Source organism: Mycobacterium scrofulaceum (assembly GCF_002086735.1).
Lineage (GTDB): Bacteria > Actinomycetota > Actinomycetes > Mycobacteriales > Mycobacteriaceae > Mycobacterium > Mycobacterium scrofulaceum.
On sequence record NZ_MVIJ01000021.1, the window covers coordinates 45,560 to 69,368 of the forward strand.

The window sequence follows — 23,809 nt, forward strand, 5'->3', positions numbered from 1 at the left end:
ACCTCAGCACTCCGACCCCGGGTCGTCGGGCGGGTCGGGATCGCCGCGGAGGAGTTCGTCCGGATGGTGGGCGTGGTTTGTCTCCGGCGGCCCTGTGCCATCCGTCCAGGCGAGCCGCCCGTCGTCGCCGACCTCGGTGCGCCATTCGCCCCGGCTCGCCGCGGCGTGGTCGCAGCCGCAGGCGAAGAACAGTTCGTCCGCATCGGTTCGGCCGCCGTCCGCCCAGTCCGGGCAATGGTGAACCTCGCAGTGGTAGCCCGGTTCGAGGCAATTGGGTCGTGTGCAACCGCGGTCGCGGGCGTGGCAGATGAGCCGCTGGTCCGCCGTGGCAATGCGCTTCTGGCGGCCCAGGTACAGCGGCCGACCGGTGTGCTCGTCGAACACCGCCAAGTAGTGAATCGCTTTGGCGGCCAGGCGGATCAGGTCCGGCATCGGCAGCCTCGAGCCCCCGCCGGTTGTGGCGGGCGCCGGGAAGGGGACCGATGGGTCGACGACCGCGTGGGCGGCGCGGTCCAGTTCGGCCAGCGTGGTCGTGACGACTACTGTCACGGGGTGACCGCGGTGCGTCCCGAGCCGGCCCGAGGCGACGGCGGTTTCGAGGCCGAGCTTGAACGCGTCGTGGCAGCGTTGCGCCGGTGTGCGCCGATCCCGCGCTTGCGAGTCGCCTGCCGCGGAGTCCCGTTGGTGGCGCCCGGGTCGCACGGCCGCCGCGACTGCTTCGAAGTACGCGCGGGCCTCGGGGTCGAGCAGTCCGGACAGCGGCGACATGCCGTCGGGGCCCTGTGGGCCCAGGTGCAGCCGGCGCCTGCGGGCACGGTCCTCGTCGTTGAAGAGGCCGTCGGGATTGAGGTGATCGGCGATCCGCCGGCCGAGCTTGGCCACCACGCCGGCGTCCAGTTTCCCCGCATGATGCACCAAAGTGCGTTCGGCGTTCGCGGCATCCGAGGGCGATACGCGGGACGGGAGCACATCCACGGCCGCGCAGACCGCCCGGATGTGGTCCTCGCCGACCGCGCCCGCCTCCACCGCGGCCGCCAGCGCCGGTAGCTCCGGGGGCACCGGCGGCCCGGTGAGCGAGCGCCGCGGCCGGATTCTTGCCGCGACCCGAAAGCGGCGCGTGATCTCGTGGGGCGTGATGCGCAGCCGCGCCCACAGCTTGTCGCGCACCGCTGGCACGCACCCGCTACCGTCGGGCGGGTCGGCGATTTCCGCGAAATACCGGTACATCAGTCCCCGGTTGGTGCGCTCTTGAGTCTCCAGTCGCTCGGCGACCTCGAGCCGGAAGTCATTGCCCACGACATCCGATGAGGTCTCGCGCAGCAGGTCGTGGGCGGCGTCGATCGCGTGCAGAGCGGCGCCGATCCGCTCGCGTGCCTGCTCGGCGCTCATCCCGAATCCCACCCCACCACGCTATCGAACACACATTCGAATAACGACGGCCGAATCGGGTTTTGTGGATGAATCGCGGACTGTGGATAACTTCCCGGCTGACGTGCCAGGATGGGGCAAAGCCAACCGGTCGAGTGGTGTGCCAATGCCTGGTGTGGACAAGGCCACGGGGCGGGTCGTCGTCCTGATCGTGCTGCTGCTCGTCGTCTCCGCCGCCCTGCGCGGCTACCTGCCGGACTCCCCGCGCGGCACCCGCGGCGAGCCAACCGGGAGCCCCGCGGCCCTCATCTTCGTCGTCGCGGCCCTCGGCGTGACCCTCGCGCTGGTGGCGATCGCGGTGGTCGCTCGGTTGCAGGACCCCCGCGCGCCGGCGCCGCAAGCCGGCCAGCTGTCCGAAATGCTCGGCACCGGCAGGGGACGGCCGAGCTGGCGCGCGGTGCTGATCGCGCTGGCGGTCGTCGTCGCCTGGCTGCTGATCGTGGTGGTGACGTCCCGCCTGCTGACCCCGCACGGTGTGGGTCAGGCGCCGCCCCCGCCGGCGACCGGATCTGCGGCGGCAGGGCATCCCAACGCGCCGGCGCCGCCCCGGTCGCAGCCGCAGAACGGGGACGTGTTCGGCATCCTGCTTGCCGCCACCGTCCCGATGATGTTGATCATCGTCGCGGGGACGCTCGTCATGTCGCGCCGCCGGTGGCGCGCGGCGGGGGCCACCGCCGACAACGTCGACGAACCCGCCGAATCGGCGGCGCCACCGACCCGTTCGGAATCGCTGGCGCGGGCGGCCGAACGCGGGCTGGCCGAGATGACCGACCTCAGCCGGGAACCGCGCGAGGCGATCATCGCCTGCTATGCGGCGATGGAGCGGGAGCTCGCCAACGTGCCCGGCGCGGTCCCGCAGGATTTCGACACGCCGACCGAGGTGCTGGCCCGGGCGGTCGAAAACCACGCGCTGCGCGCGGAGAACGCCGTGCAGCTGGTGAACCTGTTCGCCGAGGCGCGATTCAGCCCGCACGTGATGAACGAGGGCCACCGCGACCGGGCGGTGCGCGTTCTGCAGTTGGTCCTCGACGAACTGGGTGCACGGAGCGCCGCATGAAAAAAACTTTGGTGCTTGGTGTTTGCCTGATCGCCGGGGTCGAGCTGCTCGCGCTGATTCAGCACGACCGGCGGTTCGTGTTGGTCGCCTCGGGTGGTGCGCTGGCCCTGGTGTTGCTCACCGTCCGGCGGGCCCTTGGCCACGGCACGCACCCCGATGCCGAACCCGATCCCGACGATGTCGGGGATTCGTTGCGGCGCTGGCTCTCCAACACCGAGACGACGATCCGGTGGTCGGAGTCCACCCGCAGGGACTGGGACCGCCACCTGCGTCCGATGCTCGCGCGCAGGTACGAAATGGCCACCGGCCAAAGGCAATCCAAGGATCGCGTGGCCTATCACGCGAGCGGCCAGATGCTGTTCGGGGCCGAACTGTGGGAATGGGTCAATCCGAACAACGTCACGCGCACCGGCGACCGGCAGCCCGGCCCCGGCCGTGCGGCACTGGAAGAGATTCTGCGAAAGTTGGAACAGGTATGACGCTGCCGGCGGCAACAACGACGGCCCACTGCGAGGCGGTGCTCGACGAGATCGAACGCGTGGTGGTGGGCAAGCGTTCCGCGCTCACGCTGATCCTGACCGCGGTGCTCGCCCGCGGCCACGTCCTGATCGAGGACCTGCCGGGGCTCGGCAAGACGCTGATCGCCAGGTCGTTCGCCGCCGCGCTGGGGCTGCAGTTCACCCGCGTGCAGTTCACCCCGGACCTGCTGCCCGCGGACCTGCTCGGCTCGACGATCTACGACATGCAATCGGGCCGTTTCGCCTTCCGGTCCGGACCCATCTTCACCAACCTGTTGCTCGCCGACGAGATCAACCGCACGCCGCCCAAGACACAGGCGGCGCTGCTGGAGGCGATGGCCGAGGGCCAGGTGAGCATCGACGGCCAAACACACCAGCTGCCAGCGCCTTTCATCGTGCTCGCGACCGACAACCCGATCGAGTACGAGGGCACGTATCCGCTGCCGGAAGCGCAACTCGATCGTTTCGCGATCCGACTGGAACTGCGTTACCTGTCCGAGCGCGACGAGACCGCGATGCTGCGGCGCAGGCTCGATCGCGGATCCAGCGAGCCGACCGTCAACCAGGTCGTGGACGCGCACGACCTGCTCGCGATGCGCGAATCGGTTGAGCAGGTGAGCGTGCACGAGGACGTGTTGCACTATGTGGTGTCGCTGGCCAACGCCACGCGGCACCACCCACAGGTGGCGGTGGGTGCCAGCCCGCGCGCCGAACTCGACCTGGTCCAACTCGCCCGCGCCCGCGCGCTTTTGCTGGGGCGGGACTATGTGATCCCCGAAGACGTCAAGGCGCTCGCCATCCCGGCGGTCGCGCACCGGATCACCCTGCGCCCCGAGATGTGGGTCCGCAAGATTCAGGGCGCCGACGTGGTCGGGGAGCTGCTGCGCCGCCTGCCGGTGCCGCGGGCCAGTGGCGGCCAGGGGAGCGCCGGGTGAGTGCGGCGTGACCCACCCCGAGGTCGAGGTCCGCTGGCGCGCATCGGACTTGACGCGCGCGATCGCGACCTGCGCGGGGTTGGCGCTTGCGGCCGGGGTGATCGCCGGGCGCTGGCAGCTGATCGCCTTCGCGGCGCCCCTGCTGGGGGTGTTGTGTTCGATCAGCTGGCAACGCCCGGTGCCGACGGTTCGTGTGCACGGCGATCCGGATTCCCAACGGTGTTTCGAAAGCGACCGGGTGCGGGTGAACGTCCGGGCGACGCTGGACGGCGGCGCTACGGAGGCGATCGAGCTGACCGTTCCGGCCGTCGCGGGGATGGAGCTCGAGGTTCTCGACGCGAGCCCCGGGCGCGCGAAAACCCTTGCGGCAACGGCGCAACGGTGGGGCCGCTACTTCGTCCGGGCCCGGGTGGACGTGGTGGCCCGCGGGGGGTTGCTGGCGGGGACGGCGACCGTCGACGCCGCCGAAGTCATCGTGTTTCCGCTGACGCCGCCGCAGTCGACGCCGATCCCGCAGACCGAGCTGCTCGACCGCCTCGGCGCCCACCTCACCCGGCACATCGGCCCGGGCGTCGAATATGCCGACATCCGCGCCTACGTGGCCGGGGACCAACTGCGCGCGGTGAACTGGCCGGTGAGCGCGCGGCGCGGCCAGTTGCACGTGACGCAGCGCCTGACCGACCGCGCCGCCGACGTGGTGGTGCTGATCGACACCTATCGCCAACCCGCGGGCCCGGCGACTGAGGCCGCCGAGCGCGTCGTGCGCGGCGCCGCGCAGGTCGTGCAGACCGCGTTGCGGCACGGGGACCGCGCCGGGATCGTCGCGCTGGGCGGCAACCGCCCACGCTGGCTGGGCGCCGACATCGGCCAGCGCCAGTTCTATCGGGTGCTCGACACGGTGCTCGGCGCCGGCGATCGATTCGAAAACACCACAGGGACTTTGGCGCCCCGCGCGGCCGTGCCCGCGGGTGCGATCGTCATCGCGTTCTCCACGTTGCTAGACACCGAATTCGCGCTCGCGCTGATCGATCTGCGCAAGCGCGGCCATGTCGTCGTCGCCGTGGACATCCTCGACAGCTCTCCGTTCGAGGGTGAGCAGGACCCGCTGGTGAACCGCATGTGGGGGCTGCAACGCTCGTCCATGTACCGCGACATGGCGACCGTGGGCGTCGACATCGTGTCGTGGCAGGGGGACAGCGGATTGGAGCAGTCCATGGGCGTGCTGCCGGATCGCCGCCGGCGGGTTCGGGGTCGGCTGCGTGGCTAGCGACGACGCGGTGGGGATCCCGCCGCTGTGGGCCCGGGCGTTCTCGATCGCGTTCGGCCTGCTGATGGTGGGCCTGGCAGCCGACGGCTCGCGCGGGCCGGCGGTGGCCGCCTGGGTGGCGGCGCTGGTCGCGGTGGCCGCCGGGACGGTATTTCGTCCCGCCGCAACGATCGCCGTGGTGCTGTCGGTTGTGACCATCGTGCTGTCCGGGCCGCCGCTGGTGTTCGTCGCGCTCTCCGGGCTGTGCGCCGCCGCCTACCTGGTTTGCCGTCACGCGGTCGGCGGGTCGGCGGCGGCCGTGCTGGGCAGCTGGCCGACGGCCGTTGGGGCCGTGGGCTTTACGTTCGCCGGGTTGGCCGCGACCGCGTTCCCGCTGCAACTGCCGTGGCTGCCGTTGGCCGCGCCGCTGGCGGCCCTGGCCGTTTACGTGCTGGCGCTGCGCCCGTTTTTGAGCTGATCGGTTTCGCCGCAGCGGCTGCGCGGAGTGGCCTCGGGCATTTATTTCAGTATATGTTGCCGTAGATAGCGCATGCCGTTATATTTGGGCCGAAGAGAGCTCCCGGCACAGAGATCAGTCGCATGAACGGACGGACCAATGCCCTTCCGTCGTGCAGGCCGGCGACGAGCCGCCGCCACTTACCGTCGAACAACTACCTCGTCATTTCTGAAAGGGAAACGGGGCCATGGATTTTGCCTTGTTGCCGCCCGAGATTAATTCGGAGCTGATGTACACCGGTCCCGGGCCAGGCCCGATGCTGTCGAACGCGCAGGCCTGGGATGCGCTGGCAGCCGAGCTGGAATCGGCTGCCGGCGGATACTCGTCGGAGATCGCGGGGTTGGCCGGGCAGGTCTGGTCGGGCCCGGCATCGCTGGCGATGACGACCGCGGCGACGCCCTATGTGGAATGGCTGCAAGCGAGCGCCGCGGCGGCCGGGCAGACTGCCGCCCAGGCGTATGCGGCGGCGGCGGCTTATGAGGCGGCGTTCGCGATGACGGTGCCCCCGCCGGTGGTTGCCGCCAACCGGGCACGGCTGATGATGCTGATTTCCACCAATTTCCTCGGGCAGAACACGCCCGCGATAGCGGCCACCGAAGCCGAATACATGGAGATGTGGGTCCAAGACGCCACTGCGATGTACGGCTACGCCGCCGATTCCTCGATCGTCAGCACGTTGAAGCCGTTCGACGAGCCGCCGCAGACCACCAACCAGAACGGGCAGACCAACCAGGCCCGCGCGGTCGCCCAGGCCACCACCAACGCCACCAGCACCCGCACCGAGTCCACGCTGCAGCTGACCTCGAGCGCCACCGCCGAGCACACCAGCTCGACTGTCACCACCCAGAGCACCGGCACCACCGTCACCCTCAGCAATGGCCAGACCCTCACCGTCGCCCCCGGTGGGACCTACACCATCGGCTCCGGCACCACCGTCATCGTCGAAACCGGCGGCCAGATCATCGTCGAATCCGGCGGCACTCTCACCGTCGACGGCGGCGGTACCCTCGCCATCGACGGCGGCACCGTCAACGTCTTCGGCGCCCTGACCGTCGAATCCGGCGGCACCGTCAACGTCTTCGGCACCCTCACCATCGAGTCCGGCGGCAGCCTCCTCGTCGAGGGCGGCACCCTCACCGTCTACAGCGGCACTGTCACCCTCAACTCCGGCGGCATCCTCACCATCAACAGCGGTGCCCTCACGATCAGCTCTGGCTACGGCGGCACCCTCACCAACAGCGGCACCCTCACCATCGGCTCTGGCGGCACCCTCACCAACGGCGGTTCTCTCACGATCGCCGACGGCGGCACCCTCACCGACTCCGGCATGCTCGCCAACGGCGGCACCCTCACCGACGGCGGTGCCCTCACGATCAACGGCGGCGGCACCCTGACTGACAGCGGCACCCTTACGGTCGCCGACGGCGGCACCCTTACCGACGGCGGAGCCCTCACGATCAACGGCGGCGGCACCGTCACCGTCGACAGCGGCACCCTTACGGTCGCCGACGGCGGCACCCTAACCGACACCGGTACTCTCACGATCAACAGCGGCGGCACCGTCACCATCGACAGCGGCGGCACCCTCACCGACTCCGGCATGCTTTCCAGCAGCGGCACGCTCAACGACTCCGGCACGCTGACCGTCGACCCCGGCGGCTATCTCATCGACGCCGGCAACCTCACCGTCAACCCCGGCGGCACCCTCACCGACTCCGGCACGCTGACCGTCAACGCCGGCGGTACCCTCACCGACTCCGGCACCGTCACGGTCAGCGACGGCAGCACCTTCACCAACGGCGGCACCCTCATCATCGACGGCGGCACCCTCGACAACGGCGGCGTCCTCACCGACTACGGCACCGTCACGCTCAGCCATGGCGGCGCCCTCACCAACGGCGGCGCCCTCACGGTCACCGACTCAGGCACCTTCACCATCGACAGCGGCACAATCACGGACAGCGGTACCCTCACCGTCGACAGCGGCACCCTCACCATCGACAGCGGCGGCACCCTCACCGTCGACCCCACCGGCACGCTCACCATCAGTGGCACCGTCGACGACATCAGCGGCATCCTCACCGATGGCGGCACCCTCACCGACTCCGGCACCGTCAGTATCAACTCCGGCGGTGGACTGACCGTCTCCTCCGGCGGCACCCTCACCGTCACCTCCGGCGGCACCCTCACCGACTCCGGCACCCTTGCCTCCTCTGGCACCGTCACCATCGACTCCGGCTCCACCCTCGCCATCAACAGCGGCGGCACTTTCACCGATTCCGGCACCCTGGTCATCAATAGCGGCGGCAGTCTCACCGATTCCGGTGCCCTGACTATCAATAGCGGGGGCAGTCTCACCGATTCCGGTGCCCTGACTATCAATTCGGACGGCAGTCTCACTGATTCCGGTGCCCTGACTATCAATTCGGGCGGCAGTCTCACCGATTCCGGCACCCTGACCATCAACAGCGGCGGCACCCTCACCGACAGCGGCACGCTCACCGTCTCCTATGGCGGCACCCTCACCGATTCCGGCACCCTGACCATCAATAGTGGCGCCACTCTGACGGACAGCGGCACCCTGACCGTCACCAGCGGAGGCACCCTCACCGACTACGGCACAGTCACGGTCAGCGGCGGCAGCTCTCTCAGCGACAGCGGCACCGTGACCGTCAACGCCGGCGGCACCCTCAGCGACAGCGGCACCGTGACCGTCGACGCCGGCGGCACCCTCACCAACGACGGCACCGTCACGGTCGGGGGCAACATCAACACCGGCGGCATCCTCACCGTTGGCGCCGATGGCACCCTGACCAACAACGACGTCCTCACCGTTGGCGCCGATGGAATCCTCACCGTCAACAGTGGTGGCACCGTCACCCTCAACGCCGACAGCGGCCTCACCGTCGGCCCCAGCGGCGCCCTGACCATCAACGGTGGCGGCGTTCTCACCGACGGCGGCACCTTGACCGTCGACGCCGGCGGTGTCCTCACCGACGGCGGCACCCTCAACGTCGATGCCGGCGCCACCCTCATCGACGGCGGCAACCTCACGATTAGCGGTGGCGGTGCCCTCGCCAATTCCGGCACCCTCACCGACTCCGGCACCCTCACCATTAGCCCGGGCGCCACTCTCACCGACTCCGGCGCCCTCACCATCGACTCCGGTGCCACCCTGACCGATAGCGGCACCCTGAACATCGGCGCCGGCGGGACTCTCACCGATAGCGGCTCCCTCACCGTCAACACGGGTGGCGCCCTCAGCAACGGTGGAACGCTCACCAACAGCGGCACCCTCACCGTCAACACGGGTGGCACCCTCAGCAACAGTGGAACCCTTACCAACACCGGCTCCATAACCGCCGACCCCGGTTCCGGCTTCTTCGACAACGCCACACTGATCAACAGCGGGAGCCTCGACAACGCTGGCACCCTCTATGTCAACCACGGTGCGACACTGATCAACAGCGGCAACCTCACTGACAGCGGCGCCCTCAACGACTACGGCACCCTGACCATCACCGACAGCGGCAGCCTGAACGTCAGCCCCGGTGGCTACCTCACCGTCAACCCGGGCGGCACCCTGACCCTCGATGGCGGCACCCTCACCGACACCGGCGGCGTCGTTACCGACGCGGGGACTCTCACCGTAAGCGGCAACGGCTACCTCAATGTCACTGGTTACGGATCCCTCACCGTCACGCACGGGGCCGCTCTCAACGACTACGGCACCATCACGATCCAGCCCGGGAGCACCTTCTACGACGTCGGTAGTATCGGTAGTACCGTCACCGTCCAACCCGGTGGTACGTTTACCAATTCGGGTATTGTCACCGTCAATTCCGGTTCTACGTTTACCGATTCGGGGACGGTTACGGTCAATTCCGGTGCTACGTTTACCGATTCGGGAACCGTAACTGTCAACTCTGGTGCTACGTTTACCGATTCGGGAACTGTAACTGTCAACTCTGGTGCTACGTTTACCGATTCGGGGACGGTTAGTATCAACTCCGGTGCCACCCTTACCAATTCCGGGACGTTCACGGTCAACAACGGCGGTGCCGTCTCGGTCGAATCGGGTGGCACGCTCACCGACTCCGGCACCCTTACCATCAACGGCGGCGGCACGCTTTCCGACTCCGGCGCCCTCACCGTGCAACCTGGCCACATCCTCACCGACTCGGGAACTCTGACGGTTAACAGCGGCGGCACACTCACCGACTCGGGCACGCTCACGGTCAACAACGGTGGTGTCGTCTCGGTCGAACCCGGTGGCACGCTCACCGACTCCGGCGCGCTCACCATCAACAGCGGCGGCACGCTTTCCGACTCCGGCGTCCTCACCGTGCAACCTGGCCACATCCTCACCGACTCGGGAACTGTGACGGTTAACAGCGGCGGCACACTCACCGACTCGGGCACGCTGACCGTTAACAGCGGCGGCACACTCACCGACTCGGGCACGCTCACCGTCAACAGCGGCGGCGTGCTCACCGACTCGGGCACGCTCACGGTCAACAACGGCGGTGTCGTCTCGGTCGAATCCGGTGGCACTCTCAACGACTACGGCGCCGTTGCCGTTGAATCCGGCGGCACGTGGACCGATTACGGGACCGTCACCGTCGACGCGGGGGGCAGCGTTACCGTCCAATCTGGAGGCACCCTCTCGATTGAGCCCGGCGGGACCCTCAGTGATTACGGCACTCTGTCCGTCGAGTCTGGCGGTACGCTCAACGACGCTGGCGCGCTTTCCGTCGAATCCGGCGGGACCGTCAGCGATTACGGCACTCTCACCATCGACGGCGGTACCCTCAGCGATTACGGCACGGTCATCGTTAACGCGGATGGTACCGTCACCGTCGAATCCGGCGGCGCCGTCACCCTCGACGACGGTGGTGCCCTCACGATCGAGTCGGGCGGCGCGACCACGCTTAACTCCGGCAGCATCTTGACCGTCGGCGATGACGGCACCCTGTCCATCAATAGCGGTGGCTATCTCACGGTGAACGCCGGCAGCACCGTCCCCGTTGAATCCGGCGGAACCTTGACCGTCGGTCCCGGCGATATCGTCAGCGTTGGTTCCGGAGGCTTCGCCGGCCGGGGCGGCTTTATCGGCCCCGTTACCGTGGCTCCGGGGAGTCTCCCGGCAACCGTGCCTCAGCCGGACCTTCTCATCTTGTCGGCTGCGCCGGGCCTATCGGGAACCTCCGGAATCCAGCCCCAGCTGAATGTCGACGAACTCTTGGATGCGTTCGCATAACTGCTGACAGAGCGGGTCGGCTGCGCATCTCCGTGCGGGCTTGACCACGCGGCCATCGGCCGCGACGCTCGCCTGGTCACGCGTAACGCCGGAAGGCCGATTAGGGGATCGTCGCTCCAGCAACGACACGCGGCCGGGGCGGGCACCTTGTCGTCGCGGCGGTGCCAGCAAAATGCCCCATACCCTGTCTTAATATGGGTGTACGGCAGGCGGCCCACCGTGAACGGAGGTATGGTGACCGAGGATCGAGCCACCACGGAGGGCCAAGTGTCCACGACCGATTTGGCGGGCAAGCTCAACAAGCTGTTTGAGGTCATGCGTAGCCCATCGCAGCCGGTGCTATCGAATGCCGCTGCTGCTGAGGCCATTACGGAAAAGACCGGCGTTTCGATCAGCCCGGCGTACCTGTGGCAGCTTCGCAGCGGGCTGAAGGCCAACCCGACGGTGGCGCATTTGCGCGCGATCGCGGAGTTTTTCGGAGTGTCCGCGTCATATTTGATCGATGCCGAGGTTGATGAACACCTCGAAGCGCAGCTGGAATTGTTGCAAGCACTGCGCGACGCGGGGGTGCGGGATTTGGCGATGCGTGCTTCCGGGCTGACGGACGCTGCCCTCGCTAATCTGGTGGCGATGGTCGACCATGTCCGCGAGCTGGAGAAGTTGCCTCCGCTCGCGCCGGCGCCCGGGGGCGGAGATGACCACTCCTGACGACGAATTGGAGGCGCTGGTTCGCCGGATGCCGATCCCTGTCCCGTGGGACCGCCACCAGTTTGTCGACAACGTGGCGCGGATGCGGCGCCGACCGATCCGGCTAATACCGACGCCCACACCGCTGGCCGGTAGCCCATGCGGGTTGTGGTTAAAGCGCGACACCGACGACATCATCGTCCACGACATCGGCACCTCGGAGTACCACATGGACCAGATCGTCTGCCATGAAATCGGGCACATGGTGCTCGGCCACGACCAGTCCTACACCAGCGGGCCTCTCGGCTCTAGCCACCTGTGCGCCACACTGCTGCCAGACCTGGACCCGGCCGCCGTTCGCGCGGTGTTAGGCCGCACCGATTACGCCAGTGCCCAGGAACGCGACGCCGAGACGTTCGCCTCGATGCTCGTGATTGCCGCCGCCGACGCCGGTGCGCAGCGCTCGGTCATGCGCAGCGTGTTCTTCCGCGCCCGATGACCAGCACCGTACCTCCCGCGGTCGCTTGGCCGCTGATCCTGTTCATGGTGATCGTCGTGGTCACGCGCTACGTGGGTTTCAACGCGAATTTTTTTGACACCCATCTCAACAACACGCTGGCGATGTTGCTGACGGCACAGCTACTGCGCGAACACGCTGTCCAACAACTGCTGTCGGACGCTGCGCTGATCACCGTCACCACAGCACAGCAACTGGCGGCGGTGGTCCTGATCTTTGGCAGCGTGGAATTCATCGGTTTCACCATGATGTGGTCGGGACTATCTGAACCAGTCATCCGTCGCCGCCACCGCTACTACCGATGTGCGGCAGCACTATTGGTCATCGGTTATCTCGTCGCGGCAACGCGGGCCCGACTCGAGGCAAAGCCCGTCGAAGTTGCCGGCGGGTGGGACGGAGTGCTCGCCTATGGTTTCTATTCGACGATGTTCCTCGTGTTGGTCGTTCAGCTGATGCGATTGAGCATCGGGGAGCTGACCCGTCCAGGGGCGCCGCGCCGCGAACGCATCGTCGCTGCCCTTGGGGTGGCATTGGCACTGGCGATCGGATGGGTCACCGTGGAATCGTTGGTACTGCTGGTGTTTGAACAACTCGGATGGTCACACACCGGCACGTACCGGGCCGAGGTCCACGGCGTGTACTTTTTCTGGGAGGCCGTCGGATGCAGCGCGCTCGCCGCAGTCCCGTGCGTGTTCGCGATTATCGCCCGTGGCGGGCTGGATCCCGTCAGCCGACAATGGCGAAAGCTGCAGCCACTGCGGGATAATCTGCGACAGGCCGCGCCGGCAAACACTTTCGACTTGCAGCAAGATGGTGCCCGGCACCGGAAAACTACGCTGCAACTCCACCAGACCGTCGTCGAAATACGGGATCTTATTTTGCAGCTAAGACCCTACTTTCGCGACATCCCCCCGGAACAGGTCGCCCAATTCGTCGCGGCGCATTCCATCCGCTCCGCTGATCGCGACACTGCGATCTTGGCCCTGCAATTAGCCCACGCAGCCGATGCCAAAGCATCAGGAGCCCCGCAACGACTCGATGCAACCCGCGTCGTCACGTCCCGGGCAACAACCCTCGAGCAGGAAACGTGCGAACTGGTGCAGCTGGCCAAGTGGTGGCTCCCCGCCGCGGCTGCAAGCCGATCGTCGGCAACCGGGCAGGTGACGACCCGTCCTGGCTGATCCTGTGGTATCGAAAGGGCAATGGGCGATCGACAATCACCGCCGCACACACGTGGGCCGTCGGCGGCATCGCCGGAGCTAGTGCAGCAGCTGGGCGGCCTGGTCGGCCAGGTCGAGCAGCGGCTGCGGGAAGATGCCCAGAAGCACGGTGACCAAGGCGCACACCGCGATCGCGGCCTTGCTCAGGATCCCCGGCGCCACCACGTGCGGAGTGTCGTCGGTGGCGTCGGTGAAGAACATCGACACGATCACCCGCACGTAGAAGTAGGCGGCGATGCCGCTGGCGACCACACCGACGATCACCAGCGGCGCCGCGCCGCCCTGGGCGGCGGCCTTGAACACGGCGAGCTTGCTGACGAAGCCGCTCGTCAGCGGGATACCGGCGAACGCCAGCAGGAACATCGAAAACATCACGCCCACAATGGGTGAGCGCTGCCCGAGGCCCGCCCAGTGCGACAGCGTGGCGTCCTCGACGCCGTCGGCGTCGCGGATCAGGCTCACGATGGCGAACGCGCCGACGGTGCTGAAGCTGTAGGCCAACAGGTAGAACAGCGTGGACGACAGCCCGGCCTGGTTGTCGGCGATCACGCCGGTGAGGATGAACCCGACGTGGGCGACCGATGAATAGGCCAGCATGCGTTTCACGTCGGTCTGGTTCACCGCCGTGATGGTGCCCACCGCCATGGTGAGGATCGAGATGGTCCACAGCACCGGCCGCCACTGGTCGTGCAGTGGCGGCAACGCGACGTAGACCACCCGCAGCAGCGCCCCGAAGGCCGCCACCTTGGTGGCCGCCGCCATGAACCCGGTGATGGGGGTGGGCGCTCCCTGGTAGACGTCCGGAATCCACGAATGGAACGGAACCGCACCCACTTTGAACAGCAGGCCGACGGCCAGCAGTGCGACGCCCACCAGCGCCATCGAGGTGTCCCCGTGCGCCGCCAGCGCATCCCGGATGCCGGTCAGCAGCAGCGTGCCCGTCGCGCCGTACAGCAGCGCCACCCCGTACAGGAAGAACGCCGACGAGAACGCACCCAGCAGGAAATACTTCATCGCCGCCTCCTGCGACAGCAGGCGCCGATGCCGGGCCAGGCCGCACATCAGGTAGAGGGGCAGCGAAAGAACCTCGAGCGCAACGAACATCGTCAGCAGGTCGTTGGATGCCGGGAAGACCATCATGCCGCCGACGGACAGCATCAGCAGCGGGAACAGCTCCGTCTGCGCGGCGCCGGCGCGCTCCGCGTCGCGTTCGGCGTCGCTGCCCGGCACAGCGGAGGCCTGTGGGGTGAAGGAATCCAGGCCGACTGACCCACCGGCCCCCACGCCCGCGGTGACCTTGCTGTCGGCCTTCGCCTGCGTGCGTTCGGCGACGAAGATGACCGCCAGCACCGCGACCAGCAGCACCGTCCCTTGCAGGTACAGGGTCGGCCGGTCGACGGCCATCGCGCCCAGCACCGCAGTGCGGCCCGAGGCCGGAATCGACTCGGCCACTTCCACGGTCGCCAGGAACGCCGCGACCAAACCGGCCAGCGCGAGCGTCACCTGGGCACCGTAACGAGCCCGCCTCGGCAGGAACGCCTCCGCGAGGACGCCGGCCACGGCGGCGCCGAACACGATGAGCGTCGGGCACAGCAGGAAGTACTCGATGCTGGGGGTGGGCAGGGTCATCATCGCGGTCCTTCGGCGGTCCGGGGTGCCTGGTTGACCGCCGGCACGCTCGGCGCGGGGTCGTGCTGGCCGATGGTGGTCATGGTGTTCTCGACGGCGGGGTTGATGATGTCGAGCACGGGCTTCGGGTAGACGCCGAGCACGAGCAACAGCGCGATCAAGGGGGCGACGACCAGCAGTTCGCGCGCCCGCAGGTCACCGATCTTCTCGTTGCCGGACGCCACGGGTCCGGTCATCACCCGCTGGTAAAGCCAGAGCATGTAGATGGCGGACAGCACCAGCGCGGTCACGCCGAACGCGGCGGCCAGCCAGTACCGGTTGAAAGTGCCCAGCAGGACCAGGAATTCGCTGATGAAGGGTGCCAGGCCGGGCAGCGAAAGGGTGGCCATGGCCGAGACGAGGAACGTCCCCGCCAGGATCGGCGCCACCTTCTGCACCCCGCCGTAGTCGGCGATCGCCCGGCTGCCGTGCCGGGATATCAGGAAGCCGGCGATCAGGAACACCGCCGCCGTGGACAGGCCGTGGTTGAGCATGTACAGCGTCGACCCGCTCTGCCCCTGGCTGGTCATCACGAAGATGCCCAGGATGATGAACCCGAAGTGCGAGATGGAGGTGTAGGCGATCAGGCGCATGATGTCGGTCTGCCCGATCGCCACGATCGCGCCGTAGATCACCCCGATGACGGCCAGCACGACGATCAAGGGGCGGAAATACGTTGACGCGCCGGGGAAGAGCTGCAGGCAGTAGCGCAGCATGCCGAAGGTGCCGACCTTGTCCATCACCGCCATCATCAACACCGCGGTCGCCGGGGTGGCCTCCACCGCGGCGTCGGGCAGCCAGCGGTGGAACGGCCACAGCGGCGCCTTGATGGCGAACGCGAACATGAAGCCGAGGAACAGCGCCTTGAACACGGCGGAGTCGGCGCCGTAGCGGCCGGACGCCACGCCCGCCACGATCTCGCGGAAGTCGAAGGTGCCCGAGCCGTGCTGGGCGGTCACCACGTACAGCCCGATCACCGCGGCCAGCATGATCAGCCCGCCGAAGAGGTTGTACAGCAGGAACTTCACCGCCGCGCGCGAGCGTCCGGTCCCACCGCCGAAGCCCCCGATCAGGAAGTACATCGGGATGAGCATGGCCTCGAAGAACACGTAGAACAACAACACGTCAAGCGCGACCACCGAGATCAGCACCATCGACTCGATGGCCAGCGTCAACGCGACGTAGGCCTGCACCCCGCGGTTGCGTTTCTCGCCGCCGTCGTTCCAGCCGGCGATCTGCAGGACCGGGATCAGCACGGCGGTCAGCAGCACCAGCACCACGGCGATGCCGTCCACACCGAGGGAGTAGGTTGCGCCGAACGCCGGTATCCAGGAATGGCTTTCGACGAACTGGTAGGTGCTGCCGCCGGTCTTGAAGCCCAGGGTGATGACGACCGCGACCGCCAGCGTCGCGACGCCGAAGACCAGGCCGGTCCACTTGGCGAGCCGGCGCAGCCCCGGCGGCAGCAGGATCACCAGCACCGAGCCGGCCAGGGGCACCAGCCACAGGATGCTCAGCCACGGAAGGGTATTCACCACAGTTTCACCGCCAGGATCAGCGCGACCACCAGGACCGCGCCCGTCAGCATCGACAATGCGTAGTTGCGGGCGAAGCCGGTCTGCAGCCCCCGCAGGCGATTCGAAGTCCAGCCCACCAGCGCGGCCAGCGCGTTGACCGAGCCGTCCACCCCCGCGTTGTCGACGTCGACAAGCGCCTCGGTGAGCTCGGCCCCGGGGCGCATGAACACTTCCTCGTTGAAGGCGTCGCCGTAGAAGTCCCTGCGCGCGGCCGTCGTCACCGGGGACACCGCAAGCGGGGCGACCCGGGGGATTTCCGCGTTCGCGTACAACCGGTAGGCCACCGCGATCCCGATGGCGACGACGCCCAGCGCCAGGGCCGTGCTGACCCAGACCGGGAACGCATGGGTCACCTCTTCGTGTTTCCCGACCACCGGCTCGAGCCAGCGCGCCAGGGTGCCGCGCCAGGCCAGCAGCCCACCGGAGAACACCGAGCCGAAGGCGAGCAGGATCATCGGCCACGTCATCAGGGCCGGCGCCTCGTGCGGATGGGTGCCTGGGGCCCAACGCTTCTTGCCGAAGAACGTCATCAGCATCACGCGGGTCATGTAGAACGCGGTGACCCCCGCGCCCAGCAGCGCGGCCCCGCCCAGCACGTAGCCGCGGGCGTCGCCGGCGCCGAGCGCGGCCTCGACGATGGCGTCCTTGGAGAAGAAGCCCGCGAACGGCGGCACGCCGATGATCGCCAGATACCCGAGGCCGAAGGTGGCGAAGGTGATCGGCAGCGCGGCGCGCAGGCCGCCGTAGCGGCGCATGTCCTGCTCCTCGTGCATCGCGTGGATCACCGCGCCGGACCCGAGGAACAACCCGGCCTTGAAGAACCCGTGGGTGAGCAGGTGCATGATCGCAAACGCGTAGCCGGCCGGGCCCAGGCCGGCGGCCAGCACCATGTAGCCGATCTGGCTCATGGTCGACGCGGCCAGCGCGCGCTTGATGTCGTCCTTGGCGCAGCCGATGAACGCGCCGAGCAACAGCGTGACGGCGCCGACGGCGACGACGGCCGTCTGCGCGTCGGGCGCCAGGTTGTAGAGCGGGTTGGACCGCACGATCAGGTACACGCCGGCGGTCACCATCGTGGCGGCGTGGATCAGCGCGGACACCGGGGTGGGGCCCTCCATGGCGTCACCCAACCAGGCCTGCAGCGGGACCTGAGCGGACTTGGCGCACGCGCCCAACAGCAGCAGCAAGCCCATCGCGGTCAGCGCGCCGCGGCCGGCGGCGGGCGCGCCGGCGAACACGCCCGCGTAGGACAGCGTGCCGAACGTGCTGAACATCAAGAACATTCCCAGCGCCAGCCCGGCGTCGCCGACGCGGTTCATCACGAACGCCTTCTTGGCCGCGGTGGCGGCAGTCGGCTTGTGGTACCAGAAGCCGATCAGCAGGTAGGACGCCAGGCCGACGCCCTCCCAGCCCACGTAGAGCACCACATAGTTGTCGGCGACCACCAGCAGCAGCATCGAGGCCAGGAACAGGTTGAGGTAGCCGAAGAACCGCCGGCGGTCCGGGTCGTCGGCCATGTAGGCGACCGAGTAGATGTGGATCAGCGAACCGACCCCGGAGATCAGCAGCACGAAACACACGGAGAGCTGGTCGATCTGCAGCCCGAGGTCCACCTGCAGCTGGCCGACCGGGATCCAGCTGAACACCCTCTGGTGGATGACCCGGTCGTCCGCGCCGCGGCCCAGCAGCTCGCTCAGCAGGCTCAGGCCGACGCCGAAGGCGGCCAGGGCGGTGGCGCAGCCCAGCCAGTGCCCCCAGGCGTCGGTGCGTCGCCCGCCGAACAACAGGATCGCGGCACCCGCCAGCGGCAGCGCCACCAGCAGCCAGGTGTAGTGAGTCATGTTGGCCCCATATTGGCGATGTCAGCCTTTGAGTAGGTTCGCGTCGTCGACCGACGCCGATTTGCGGGCACGGAAAATCGTCATGATGATCGCCAGGCCGACGACGACCTCGCACGCGGCCACCACCATCGTGAAGAACGCGATCATCTGCCCGTCCAGGTGGCCGTGCATCCGCGCGAACGTGACGAACGCCAGGTTGACCGCGTTCAGCATCAGCTCGACGCACATGAACATCACGATGGCGTTGCGCCGCAGCAGCACGCCGGAGGCCCCGATGGTGAACAGCAGGGCCGAAAGGTAGAGGTAATTGGCCGGATTCACGACGCACCGCCTTGGGACAAACTGGCCTGCCGGGAAGGAGTCTCTTTGCCGTCGGCGCCGCGGCTGCGCAGGATCGGCGACACCGACAGCTCGGAGTACGACCCGTCCGGCAGCAGCGCGGCCATGTCGACGGCGTTGTGGCGCGCGTAGACGCCGGGGCTGGGCATCGGGGTGGGGTGACCGCCGGGCTGGAATCGCTCCTGCGAGAGCTCCCGCTGCGTCCTGCGGCGCTCGAAGCGCTCGCGGTGGGCCAGCACCATCGCCCCGATCGCGGCGGTGATCAGCAGCGCGCTGGTGAGTTCGAACGCCCACACGTACCGCGAGAAGATCAGCGCGGCAAGCCCTTCCACGTTGCCGTTGGCGTTGGCGGCGGTCAGCCCCGCGAAGCCGCCCGTCGCGGCGGAGCCGATCGCGGCGATCAGCAGGACGCCGAAGCCGACGCCGGCCAGCACCGCGGCGATGCGCTGCCCGTGCAGCGTCTCCTTCAACGATTCCGCGGAGTCGACGCCGATCAGCATCAGCACGAACAAGAACAGCATCATCACCGCGCCGGTGTAGACCACGACTTGGACCACACCCAGAAACAGCGCGTCCTGGATCATGTAGAACACGGCGAGGATGATCATGGTCATCGCCAGGAACATGGCCGAGTACACGGCGTTGACCGACAGCACCACCCCGATCGCGCCGACCAGCGCGAGCGCGCCCAGCACCCAGAACGCGACGGCCTCGCCGGTGGAGGTCCGGACGATCGTCTCGGAAGCCAGATTGGTGGCCACATTGGAGGCGAAATTGGAGGCCAGGAGCTGACCCGCGAGCCCAGTCACCTGGACTCCCCAGCCTTTTCGGTCTGGCGCAGGCCGTCGGCCGTCACGTTACCCAGGTAGTAGTCCTTGTCGGTGGCGCCGGGTGCCCGGGGGTGCGGCGGCGCGAGCATGTCCTGCAGCAGCGGCGCGAGCAGCCGGTCCTTCTCGTAGATCAGGTCGGCGCGGTTGTCGTCGGCCATCTCGTAGTCGTTGGTCATCGTCAAGGCGCGGGTCGGGCAGGCCTCGATGCACAGGCCGCAGCCGATGCAGCGCAGGTAGTTGATCTGGTACACCCGGCCGTAGCGTTCGCCGGGCGAATACCTGAGCTCCTCGGTGTTGTCCGCACCCTCGACGTAGATGGCGTCGGCCGGGCACGCCCAGGCGCACAACTCGCAACCGATGCACTTCTCCAGCCCGTCCGGGTAGCGGTTGAGCTGGTGACGGCCGTGATAGCGCGGCGCGACGGGGCCCGGCTTCTCCGGATACTCCTCGGTGACGTTCCGTTTGAACATCGATCCGAAGGTCACTCCGAATCCGGCCACGGCGTCCAAAAACTTAGCCATGCGCTTTCTCCTTGCTCGCGGCCGCCAGGGACTTCATCGGCAGCGGCGGTGTCGGGAATACCGGTGTGGCGGTCTGTCCGGCCGGCAGTTGCTTGGCCTGGCGGCGGAGCTGTTTCTCCAGCGCCCGAATCCCGGGCGCCGCGAATGGCTTTCGCAACAGCAGCACCAGCGCCGTGGCGAACACGATGCTGCTGACCACCAGGATCGGGGTCCAGTGCGCGTACCCCTGGTTCTGCAACGTGCGGATCACCGCCGCGACCAACACCCAGACCAGCGAGGCCGGGATCAGCAGCTTCCAGCCCAGCCCCATGAACTGGTCGTAGCGCAGCCGGGGCAGCGAGGCCCGCAGCCAGAAGTAGATGAACAGGAAGGTCCACATCTTGGCGGTGAACCACAGCACCGGCCACCAGCCGGTGTTGGCGCCCGCCCACATGTTGATCGGCCAGGGCGCGTGCCAGCCGCCGAAGAACAGCACGGTGGCCAGCGAGGAGACCGTCATCATGTTGACGTACTCGGCCAGCATGAACATCGCGAACTTCAGCGACGAGTACTCGGTGTGGAATCCCGCGACCAGCTCGCCCTCGGCCTCGGGCAAATCGAAAGGCGCGCGGTTGGTTTCGCCCACCATCGAGATCAGGTAGATGACGAACGACGGCAACAGCAGGAACACGTACCAGACCCGGTCCTGCGCGGCGACGATCTGCGACGTCGACATGGAGCCGGCGTAGAGGAACACCGCCGCGAACGACAGCCCCATCGCCACCTCGTAGGAGATGACCTGGGCGGTGGAGCGCACCCCGCCCAACAGCGGGTAGGTGGACCCGGACGCCCAGCCGCCGAGCACGATGCCGTACACGCCGATCGCCGACAGGCCCAGGATGAAGAGCACCGCGACCGGAAGGTCGGTGAGCTGGAGCGGGGTGCGGTGGCCGAACACCGAGACCACCGGGCCGAACGGGATGAAGGCGAACGCGGTGAACGCGGGGATGGTCGAGATCACCGGCGCCGCGAAATAGACGAACTTGTCCACGCCGCCCGGCGTGATGGTTTCCTTGAGCGCCAGCTTGATTCCGTCGGCCAGGCTCTGCAGGGTGCCCCACGGTCCCGCCCGGTTGGGCCCGGGCCGCAGCTGCATCCAGCCGAGGATCTTGCGTTCGAGCAGGATCGCGACCAACACGTTGAGCATGAGGAACACGAAGATGGCCAGCGCCTTGCCCAGCACCAGCCACCAGGTGTCGTGTCCGAAGGCGGTCAAACCGGTCATCACGGCCCCACTCCGATTTTCACTGTGCTGCCCAGGGTTACGCCAAGCCGCCGGTGCACCGCCGAACCGGGCGAGTTCAGCGGCAGCCACACCACCCGGTCCGGCATGTCGGTGACGACGAGCGGCAGGCTGATCGATCCGCGCGGCGTGCTGACGGTGACCGCGTCGCCCTCGGTGGCGCCGATCTCGGCCGCCGTGGCGGCGGACAGCCGCAGCGCGGGCTTGCGCGCGGTGCCGGCCAGATGCGGTTCGCCGTCTTGCATCCGGCCGTTGTCGAGCAGCATCCGCCAGCCGGTTAGCACCGCCTCGCCCTCACCCGGCTGGCGGGGTTGCGGCGTCGCGACGGCAGGTCCGGCCGCCCAGCCGCCGTCCCAGGTGCCCAGCGCGGACAGCTCCGCGCGGGCCGCGTCCGCGGTGGACAGCCCCAGGTAGACGCCCATCTCGTCGGCCAGCGCGTCGAGCACCTGGTGGTCGGATTGGCTGGCCTGCTCGCTGCTCCAGCGCAGCGCCGGTTCGAAGGGTCGGTAGCGGCCCTCCCAGTTGACGAAGGCGCCGGCCTTCTGCGTCGTGGGGGCGACCGGGAACACCACGTCGGCGCGCTCGGTGACGGCGCTGTGCCGCAGCTCCAGGCTGACCACGAACCCGGCGGCGTCCAGCGCGGCCAGCACCGCCTCGGGGTCGGCGAAGTCGTCGGGTTCGACACCGCCGACCAGCAACGCTCCCAGCGTCCCGTCGGCGGCGGCGGCCAGGATGCCGTCGACGTCACGCCCTGCGGCGGAGGGCAATTCGGAGACGTGCCACGCCGCGGCGATCTGCGCGCGGGCGGCCTCGTCGTCGAGCGGGCGGCCGCCCGGCAGCAGGGCGGGCAGCGCGCCGGCCTCCAGCGCGCCGCGTTCGCCTGCGCGGCGCGGCACCCACGCCAGCCGGGCGCCGGTGGCGTCGGCGAGCCGGGCGGCGGCCGACAATCCGCCGGGCACCGTGGCCAGGCGTTCGCCGACCATGATGACCGCGCCGGGGGTGGACAGCAGCTCGCCCACCTCGCCGGTGGCCAGCCCGTCCAGCGCCGCCGCTTCGCCTCCCGGGGCGGTTTGGATCAGCCGCCCGGACATCTTCACCAGCGCGCGGGTCGCGAACGGCGCAACCGCGTACACCGGCAACCCGTGCTTGCGGGCGGCCTTGCGCAGCCGCAGGAACACGATCGGCGACTCGTCCTCCGGCTCGAAGCCGACCAGCACCACCACCGGCGCCGATTCCAGACCGGAATAGCTGACGTCGCGGCGGCCGGCGATGCGCGACGCCAGGAAGTCGGCCTCCTCGGCCGAGTTCGGGCGGGCGCGGAAGTCGATGTCGTTACTGTCCAACACGATTCGGGCGAACTTGGAGTACGCGTAGGCGTCCTCGAGCGTGGCGCGGCCACCGACCAGCACGCCCGTGCGCCCGCGGGCCGCCGCCAGGCCCCGGATCGCCGTCGCCATCGCGTGCGACCACGACGCGGGCGCCAGCTCGCCGTCGGCGTCGCGGATCAGCGGGGTGGTGATCACGTCCGGCTGGGTCGCGTAGGTGAACGCCCACCGGCCCTTGTCGCAGTTCCACTCCTCGTTGACCTCCGGGTCGTCGCCGGCCAGCCGGCGCAGCACCTTGCCGCGACGGTGGTCGGTGCGCTGGGCGCACCCGGACGCGCAGTGCTCGCAGACGCTGGGGCTGGACACCAGGTCGAAAGGGCGGGCCCGGAAACGGTAGGCGCTGCCGGTCAGCGCGCCCACCGGGCAGATCTGCACCGTGTTGCCCGAAAAGTACGAGTCGAACGGCTCATTGGCGTAGATGCCGACCTGCTGCAGCGCGCCGCGCTCCTGCATGTCGATGAAGGGGTCGCCGGCGATCTGCTCGGAGAACCGCGTGCAGCGGGCGCACAGGATGCAGCGCTCGCGGTCCAGCAGCACCTGCGCGGAGATGTTGATCGGCTTGGCGAAGGTGCGCTTGACGTCGGTGAAGCGAGAATCGGTGCGGCCGTTGGACATCGCCTGGTTCTGCAGCGGGCACTCGCCGCCCTTGTCGCACATCGGGCAATCCAGCGGGTGGTTGATGAGCAGCAGCTCCATCACCCCGTGCTGGGCCTTGTCGGCGGCCTCCGACGTGAGCTGCGTGTGCACGACCATGTCGTCGGTGGCGACGGTGGTGCACGACGCCATCGGCTTGCGTTGGCCCTCGACCTCGACCAGGCACTGCCGGCACGCGCCCACCGGTTCGAGCAGCGGGTGGTCGCAGAACCGCGGGATCTGGATGCCCATCAACTCGGCGGCGCGGATCACCAAGGTGCCCTTGGGCACGCTGATTTCGTTGCCGTCGATGGTCAGCGTCACCATGTCCGGCGGACGCGCCCCGTC

The 23,809-nt window shown here is 68.3% G+C and carries 17 protein-coding genes and 1 pseudogene; 9 read left to right on the plus strand and 9 right to left on the minus strand.

Features of this window, described 5'->3' with window-relative positions:
• Positions 1-3: 3 nt before the first annotated feature.
• Positions 4-1,389, minus strand: coding sequence for a 13E12 repeat family protein (locus BST44_RS15240; protein WP_439330726.1), 1,386 nt, complete (start codon positions 1,387-1,389; stop codon positions 4-6).
• A 145-nt stretch (positions 1,390-1,534) separates the two neighbouring features.
• Here BST44_RS15240 and BST44_RS15245 point away from each other — a divergent pair, with 145 nt between their 5' ends.
• The 9 genes from BST44_RS15245 (at position 1,535) to BST44_RS15285 (ending at position 13,346) form a co-directional block, all read left to right on the plus strand.
• A complete protein-coding gene (locus BST44_RS15245) occupies positions 1,535-2,485 on the plus strand; it encodes a DUF4129 domain-containing protein (RefSeq protein ID WP_083177943.1) in 951 nt (316 codons plus the stop codon).
• Positions 2,482-2,964, plus strand: coding sequence for a hypothetical protein (locus tag BST44_RS15250; protein ID WP_083177944.1), 483 nt, complete (start codon positions 2,482-2,484; stop codon positions 2,962-2,964). The genes BST44_RS15245 and BST44_RS15250 overlap by 4 nt, the downstream gene beginning before the upstream one ends.
• Positions 2,961-3,938, plus strand: coding sequence for an AAA family ATPase (locus BST44_RS15255; protein WP_083177945.1), 978 nt, complete (start codon positions 2,961-2,963; stop codon positions 3,936-3,938). Before BST44_RS15250 ends, BST44_RS15255 begins: the two co-directional genes overlap by 4 nt.
• Positions 3,939-3,945: 7 nt before the next feature.
• The gene (locus tag BST44_RS15260) at positions 3,946-5,205 is read left to right on the plus strand and encodes a DUF58 domain-containing protein (RefSeq protein ID WP_083177994.1); all 1,260 of its coding nucleotides are present in this window, start codon (positions 3,946-3,948) and stop codon (positions 5,203-5,205) included.
• Positions 5,206-5,269: 64 nt separating this feature from the next.
• Positions 5,270-5,662, plus strand: a complete 393-nt coding sequence (locus BST44_RS15265) for a hypothetical protein (protein WP_244184828.1) — start codon at positions 5,270-5,272, stop codon at positions 5,660-5,662.
• A gap of 226 nt (positions 5,663-5,888) precedes the next feature.
• Positions 5,889-10,961, plus strand: coding sequence for a PPE domain-containing protein (locus BST44_RS31340; RefSeq protein WP_083177947.1), 5,073 nt, complete (start codon positions 5,889-5,891; stop codon positions 10,959-10,961).
• A 231-nt stretch (positions 10,962-11,192) separates the two neighbouring features.
• Complete coding sequence (locus BST44_RS15275; RefSeq protein ID WP_083177948.1) at positions 11,193-11,669, plus strand: helix-turn-helix domain-containing protein; 477 nt, start codon at positions 11,193-11,195, stop codon at positions 11,667-11,669.
• Positions 11,656-12,147 carry a hypothetical protein gene (locus BST44_RS15280; protein ID WP_083177949.1) on the plus strand — a complete coding sequence of 164 codons (492 nt, stop codon included), beginning with the start codon at positions 11,656-11,658 and terminating at the stop codon, positions 12,145-12,147. Before BST44_RS15275 ends, BST44_RS15280 begins: the two co-directional genes overlap by 14 nt.
• Positions 12,144-13,346: a DUF6545 domain-containing protein gene (locus BST44_RS15285; protein ID WP_083177950.1), complete on the plus strand. Its 1,203-nt coding sequence runs from the start codon at positions 12,144-12,146 to the stop codon at positions 13,344-13,346. The genes BST44_RS15280 and BST44_RS15285 overlap by 4 nt, the downstream gene beginning before the upstream one ends.
• A gap of 78 nt (positions 13,347-13,424) precedes the next feature.
• Here BST44_RS15285 and nuoN read toward each other — a convergent pair whose 3' ends face one another.
• From nuoN to BST44_RS15325, 8 genes and pseudogenes are all read right to left on the minus strand, one after another.
• On the minus strand, positions 13,425-15,014 hold the full coding sequence (nuoN, locus tag BST44_RS15290) for an NADH-quinone oxidoreductase subunit NuoN (RefSeq protein ID WP_083177951.1): 1,590 nt from the start codon (positions 15,012-15,014) through the stop codon (positions 13,425-13,427).
• Positions 15,014-16,588 carry an NADH-quinone oxidoreductase subunit M gene (locus BST44_RS15295; protein ID WP_167380208.1) on the minus strand — a complete coding sequence of 525 codons (1,575 nt, stop codon included), beginning with the start codon at positions 16,586-16,588 and terminating at the stop codon, positions 15,014-15,016. The genes nuoN and BST44_RS15295 overlap by 1 nt, the downstream gene beginning before the upstream one ends.
• Positions 16,585-18,471, minus strand: coding sequence for an NADH-quinone oxidoreductase subunit L (gene nuoL / locus BST44_RS15300; RefSeq protein ID WP_083177953.1), 1,887 nt, complete (start codon positions 18,469-18,471; stop codon positions 16,585-16,587). The genes BST44_RS15295 and nuoL overlap by 4 nt, the downstream gene beginning before the upstream one ends.
• A gap of 21 nt (positions 18,472-18,492) precedes the next feature.
• A complete protein-coding gene (gene nuoK / locus BST44_RS15305; RefSeq protein WP_007168303.1) occupies positions 18,493-18,792 on the minus strand; it encodes an NADH-quinone oxidoreductase subunit NuoK in 300 nt (99 codons plus the stop codon).
• Positions 18,789-19,571, minus strand: a complete 783-nt coding sequence (locus tag BST44_RS15310; RefSeq protein ID WP_142274513.1) for an NADH-quinone oxidoreductase subunit J — start codon at positions 19,569-19,571, stop codon at positions 18,789-18,791. The genes nuoK and BST44_RS15310 overlap by 4 nt, the downstream gene beginning before the upstream one ends.
• A 44-nt stretch (positions 19,572-19,615) precedes the next feature.
• Positions 19,616-20,170: pseudogene (gene nuoI / locus BST44_RS15315) on the minus strand (NADH-quinone oxidoreductase subunit NuoI); the annotation flags it as partial.
• On the minus strand, positions 20,154-21,416 hold the full coding sequence (gene nuoH / locus BST44_RS15320) for an NADH-quinone oxidoreductase subunit NuoH (RefSeq protein WP_167380211.1): 1,263 nt from the start codon (positions 21,414-21,416) through the stop codon (positions 20,154-20,156). The gene nuoH and the pseudogene nuoI, both read right to left, overlap by 17 nt.
• Before the next feature lie 8 nt (positions 21,417-21,424).
• Positions 21,425-23,788 (minus strand): NADH-quinone oxidoreductase subunit G, encoded by a 2,364-nt coding sequence (locus BST44_RS15325; RefSeq protein WP_142274514.1) that lies wholly within the window; start codon positions 23,786-23,788, stop codon positions 21,425-21,427.
• Positions 23,789-23,809 lie beyond the last annotated feature (21 nt).

Bases quoted from the DNA above. Each gene is read 5' to 3' on its own strand.
- BST44_RS15285 (WP_083177950.1), top strand. From the start codon at position 12,144: ATGACCAGCACCGTACCTCCCGCGGTCGCTTGGCCGCTGATCCTGTTC.
- BST44_RS15245 (WP_083177943.1), top strand. From the start codon at position 1,535: ATGCCTGGTGTGGACAAGGCCACGGGGCGGGTCGTCGTCCTGATCGTG.
- BST44_RS15240 (WP_439330726.1), bottom strand. From the start codon at position 1,389: ATGAGCGCCGAGCAGGCACGCGAGCGGATCGGCGCCGCTCTGCACGCG.
- BST44_RS15280 (WP_083177949.1), top strand. From the start codon at position 11,656: ATGACCACTCCTGACGACGAATTGGAGGCGCTGGTTCGCCGGATGCCG.
- nuoL (WP_083177953.1), bottom strand. From the start codon at position 18,471: ATGACTCACTACACCTGGCTGCTGGTGGCGCTGCCGCTGGCGGGTGCC.
- nuoN (WP_083177951.1), bottom strand. From the start codon at position 15,014: ATGACCCTGCCCACCCCCAGCATCGAGTACTTCCTGCTGTGCCCGACG.
- BST44_RS15265 (WP_244184828.1), top strand. From the start codon at position 5,270: ATGGTGGGCCTGGCAGCCGACGGCTCGCGCGGGCCGGCGGTGGCCGCC.
- BST44_RS15325 (WP_142274514.1), bottom strand. From the start codon at position 23,788: ATGGTGACGCTGACCATCGACGGCAACGAAATCAGCGTGCCCAAGGGC.
- BST44_RS31340 (WP_083177947.1), top strand. From the start codon at position 5,889: ATGGATTTTGCCTTGTTGCCGCCCGAGATTAATTCGGAGCTGATGTAC.
- BST44_RS15250 (WP_083177944.1), top strand. From the start codon at position 2,482: ATGAAAAAAACTTTGGTGCTTGGTGTTTGCCTGATCGCCGGGGTCGAG.
- BST44_RS15275 (WP_083177948.1), top strand. From the start codon at position 11,193: ATGGTGACCGAGGATCGAGCCACCACGGAGGGCCAAGTGTCCACGACC.
- BST44_RS15255 (WP_083177945.1), top strand. From the start codon at position 2,961: ATGACGCTGCCGGCGGCAACAACGACGGCCCACTGCGAGGCGGTGCTC.